This is a genomic window from Mesorhizobium sp. M1A.F.Ca.IN.020.06.1.1 (assembly GCF_004023265.1).
In the GTDB taxonomy this organism is placed as follows: Bacteria; Pseudomonadota; Alphaproteobacteria; order Rhizobiales; family Rhizobiaceae; genus Mesorhizobium.
Genome location: NZ_RZSR01000537.1, coordinates 1 through 4,147, shown reverse-complemented (window position 1 = coordinate 4,147; position 4,147 = coordinate 1). Strand labels below are relative to the sequence as shown.

Annotated in this window: 5 protein-coding genes; all 5 read left to right on the top strand. The window is 63.7% G+C overall.

The window, feature by feature from the left end:
- The coding region (locus EOA60_RS21725; protein WP_164899453.1) for a sulfatase-like hydrolase/transferase at positions 1-801 on the top strand (801 nt) is incomplete at its 5' end.
- Positions 802-1,159: 358 nt separating this feature from the next.
- On the top strand, positions 1,160-1,645 hold the full coding sequence (rpsF, locus tag EOA60_RS21720) for a 30S ribosomal protein S6 (RefSeq protein ID WP_067330265.1): 486 nt from the start codon (positions 1,160-1,162) through the stop codon (positions 1,643-1,645).
- Positions 1,645-1,893 carry a 30S ribosomal protein S18 gene (rpsR, locus tag EOA60_RS21715; protein WP_006203718.1) on the top strand — a complete coding sequence of 83 codons (249 nt, stop codon included), beginning with the start codon at positions 1,645-1,647 and terminating at the stop codon, positions 1,891-1,893. The genes rpsF and rpsR overlap by 1 nt, the downstream gene beginning before the upstream one ends.
- Before the next feature lie 207 nt (positions 1,894-2,100).
- A complete protein-coding gene (gene rplI / locus EOA60_RS21710; protein ID WP_095779181.1) occupies positions 2,101-2,685 on the top strand; it encodes a 50S ribosomal protein L9 in 585 nt (194 codons plus the stop codon).
- Positions 2,686-2,915: 230 nt separating this feature from the next.
- Positions 2,916-4,147, top strand: a 1,232-nt coding sequence (locus EOA60_RS21705) for a cyclopropane-fatty-acyl-phospholipid synthase family protein (protein WP_164899452.1), incomplete at its 3' end; no start/stop codon positions are given.

Genomic DNA, 4,147 nt, shown 5'->3' with positions numbered 1-4,147 from the left:
GTCTACGCCGATTTCGGCTTCAGCGACTTCCGCTCGGAAGAGACGCTGCCGCCGATGGAGAAGCGCGGGCCGCTGGCCTCCGACGCGGCCATGACCGACGAGATCATGCGCGAGGCCGATGCCAGCGACGGGCCGGTATTCCTGTTCGCGGTCAGCCTGCAGAACCACGGGCCCTACGAGCCCTACCGCTATTACAATCCGACACATAGCGTCGACGCGCCGATCAGCACCTGGGCGCGGGAATCGCTGCTCTCCTACGCCGAAGGGTCGGCCGACGCCGATCGCGGCCTGCAGCGCCTGATCGACTGGGCGAAGAAGCGCGAGCGGCCGACCATCATCGCCTTCTTCGGCGACCACTTGCCGCCGCTCGGCCCCGTCTATGTCGAGACCGGCTTCCTCAAGGACAATGTCGCGCCGCGCAAGGAGCCGACGCCCGAGGCGGCGCTCGAGCATCACGACACGCCGCTGATCATCTGGTCGAACCGCTCCGGTCCGGTCGAGAATCTGGGCTCGGTGAGCCCCGCCTTCCTGCCCTATCATATCCTTACCACGGCCGGGATCACCCACCCCTATTACACCGGCTTCCTCGGCGCGCTGCGCGAGCACTACCGGGTGGTTGACCGCAACCTTTTGCTGTCGCCCTCCGGCGAGGCGACGCCCGACTGGGCGCGGCAGAAAAAGATCGATCCGAAGATCAACGATTTCCGGCTGATCCAGTACGATATGATGTTCGGCAAGCGCCGGGTCGCGCCCGACTTCTTCCCCGAGACGGTAGTCCCGCTCGTCGCGCATATGAGCTGAGTGGATCGCCTTCCGACGAAATGGCTGACCTGCGGCCGGCGGGTCAGCCAATTCCCACAAGCGCCGCCAGTCCTGCGACACTGCGGAGCCGCCGACCCTCTCTCCCGCCCTTGCCTTCCTCACGAATTGCTGTATAGACGCCGGCAATCTGCCGGTCCTTGCTGGGGGCTGAACGGAGGGCCGTGGCCTTAGAGGGCCACGTCATGAAGCCAGAAGCGCTTTGGGCCTCCCGTGTCTCCGCTCTCGACCGTCTCGTGATGCTCCTTTCTTCCCCGCTCCTTCGCGAACGGGTCAGACAAGTTGCAGAGGCTTAGCCGCGAGGGCCGGTGAGAGAAACGAAGAAAGGCAGAAAAACATAATGGCTCTTTACGAACATGTGTTTCTTGCCCGGCAGGACCTGTCGCAGCAGCAGGTTGATGCGCTTGTCGAACAGTACAAGGGCGTCATCGCCGCCAATGGCGGATCGGTCGGCCGGATCGAGAACTGGGGACTGAAGTCCCTCACCTACCGGGTCAAGAAGAACCGGAAGGCTTACTACACGCTGATGGACATCAACTGCCCGCCGGCCGCGCTCAACGAAATGGAGCGCCAGATGGGCCTGTCGGAAGACGTGCTGCGCTTCCTCACCATCAAGGTCGAGGCGCACGAGGAAGGCCCCTCGGCGATGATGCAGAAGCGCGAAGAGCGCTCCGAGCGCGGCGGCTTCGGCGACCGCGACCGTGGCGACCGTGGCCCGCGTTCGTTCGGCGACCGCGACCGTGGCCCGCGCTCGTTCGGCGACCGTGATGGCGGCGACCGTGGTCCGCGCCGCCCGCGCGAAAACGTTGAAGGGGGTGCAGAATAATGGTCGACATCAACCAGATCCCGACCCGGCGTCCGTTCCATCGCCGCCGCAAGACCTGCCCGTTCTCCGGCGCCAACGCTCCGAAGATCGACTACAAGGACGTGCGTCTGCTGCAGCGCTACATTTCCGAGCGCGGCAAGATCGTGCCGTCGCGCATCACCGCCGTCAGCCAGAAGAAGCAGCGCGAGCTCGCCAAGGCGATCAAGCGCGCCCGCTTCCTCGGCCTGCTGCCCTACGTGGTTCGCTAAGCTATTGATGCGGGCGGCTTGCCGCCCGCTTCGGCCCACGGCGACGGGCGCCGCGACGGGCAGGCTCAAATCCCGAGTTGAGGCCATAAACCTCTAACTGCCGAAACAGGCAGGACAGCGACACCGGCGAAGACGCCATTTGCTTCCTGACCTGTTCCCAAAGAATCCGCCGTCATCCGCGATGGCGCCAACCAAAGGAACGAAACCATGGAAGTCATTCTCCTCGAGCGCATTTCCCGCCTCGGCCAGATGGGCGAAACCGTCAAGGTCAAGGATGGGTTCGCCCGCAACTTCCTGCTGCCGCAGGGCAAGGCGCTGCGCGCCAACGAAGCCAACAAGAAGAAGTTCGAGGGCCAGCGCGCCCAGCTCGAAGCCCGCAACCTCGAGCGCAAGTCGGAGGCTGCGCAGATCGCCGAGAAGCTCGACGGCAAGAGCTTCATCGTCGTGCGCTCGGCAGGCGAGACCGGCCAGCTCTACGGCTCGGTGTCGACCCGCGACATCGCCGAACTGCTGACCGCCGAGGGCTTCTCCGTCAGCCGCAACCAGATCGAGCTCAACCAGCCGATCAAGACCATCGGCCTCTCCAACGTGGCCATCGCGCTGCATCCTGAAGTCGAGGTCACGGTGACGCTCAACGTCGCCCGCTCGGCCGATGAGGCGGAGCGCCAGGCCAAGGGCGAGACGCTGACGACGGCCGAAGCCATCTATGGCGAAGACATCAACGACAACGCCCGGCCGGAAAACTTCTTCGATCCGAACGCCGAATTCGAAGGCGGCGAGGACAACGCCTGATCGACAAGGCAGGAGCCGCGCTCCGGCTCCTCCTGCGTCCAGCGCCGACTGGACCAACGCCCGGGTCTTCGACCCGGGCTTTTTTGTGCCAATAGGAACTTTTCTAATCCCTATATCTTGTTGCAGATTACGGCGTGGCGCGTCGATTGGACGCGGGCGATGCGCTGTGGCACTTTCGATTTGGCATTCGGTCCGACTGCCGGATGGTCCGTCTGAGGGGACATTTGGTCATGAACATCCTGTTGAAACACGTTCTCGAACGGCTGGTGCGGACCGGCGACCTCAAAGTGACCGGGCCGAAAGGCACGACGCATAAGTTCGGCGACGGCAGCGGCGAACCGGTACACATCCACATCAAGACCATGCATGCCGAGCGCGCGATCACCTTCGATCCGATGCTGGCCGTGCCCGAAGCCTATATGGATGGCGAACTGGACATCCCCGAGGGCGGCGTCCTCGGGGTGATGCGGATCGCTTTCCAGAACATGGGCAGCGGCGGCATCGACGTGACCTGGTCGAAGGCCATCGAAGGTCTGCGCCATGCCTTCCGCCGCCTGCAGCAGATCAACACGGCGTCGAGATCTCGCCGCAACGTGCAGCGCCACTACGACCTCTCCGGCGAACTCTACAAGCTCTTCCTCGACGAGGACATGCAGTATTCCTGCGCCTATTTCGAACGGCCCGACATGACCCTGGACGAAGCGCAGGTCGCCAAGAAGCGCCACATCGCCGCCAAGCTGAGACTCAAGGCCGGCCAGACGGTGCTCGATATCGGCTCCGGCTGGGGCGGCCTCGGGCTTTATCTCGCCAAGGCCTTCGACGTCGACGTGCAGGGCGTGACGCTATCCACCGAGCAGCAGGGCGTCTCCACCGACCGCGCACATGCACTGGGCCTGCAGGACCGCGCGCATTTCGACCTCAAGGATTATCGCGCGCTCAACGAACGCTTCGACCGCATCGTCTCGGTCGGCATGTTCGAGCATGTCGGCGTCAACCACTACCGGACTTTCTTCGACAAGGCGGCGACGCTGCTCAAGCCCGACGGCGTGATGCTGCTCCACACCATCGGCCGGTCCGGCGTGCCGTGGGCGACCAGCGCCTTCATCCGCAAATACATCTTCCCGGGCGGCTACGTCCCGTCGATGTCGGAAGTGCTGCCGGCGATTGAGAAATCGGGCCTTATCGTCACGGACATCGAGATTCTCAGGCTTCACTACGCCGACACGCTGAAGCATTGGGGCCAGCGCTTTGCCGCCAACCGCGACAAGGCTAAGGCTATCTATGACGAGCGCTTCTGCCGCATGTGGGAGTTCTACCTTGCGGCCTCGGAAGCCGCCTTCCGCTGGCAGGATCTGGTGATCTTCCAGTTCCAGATCGCCAAGAAGAACGACACGCTGCCGATGACGCGCGACTATATGGCCAAATGCGAGAAGGCGCTGGAATTGCGCGACCTCGGCCATCA

Coding starts and splice junctions, on each gene's coding strand:
- rplI (WP_095779181.1), top strand. CDS start 2,101: ATGGAAGTCATTCTCCTCGAGCGCATTTCCCGCCTCGGCCAGATGGGC.
- rpsR (WP_006203718.1), top strand. CDS start 1,645: ATGGTCGACATCAACCAGATCCCGACCCGGCGTCCGTTCCATCGCCGC.
- rpsF (WP_067330265.1), top strand. CDS start 1,160: ATGGCTCTTTACGAACATGTGTTTCTTGCCCGGCAGGACCTGTCGCAG.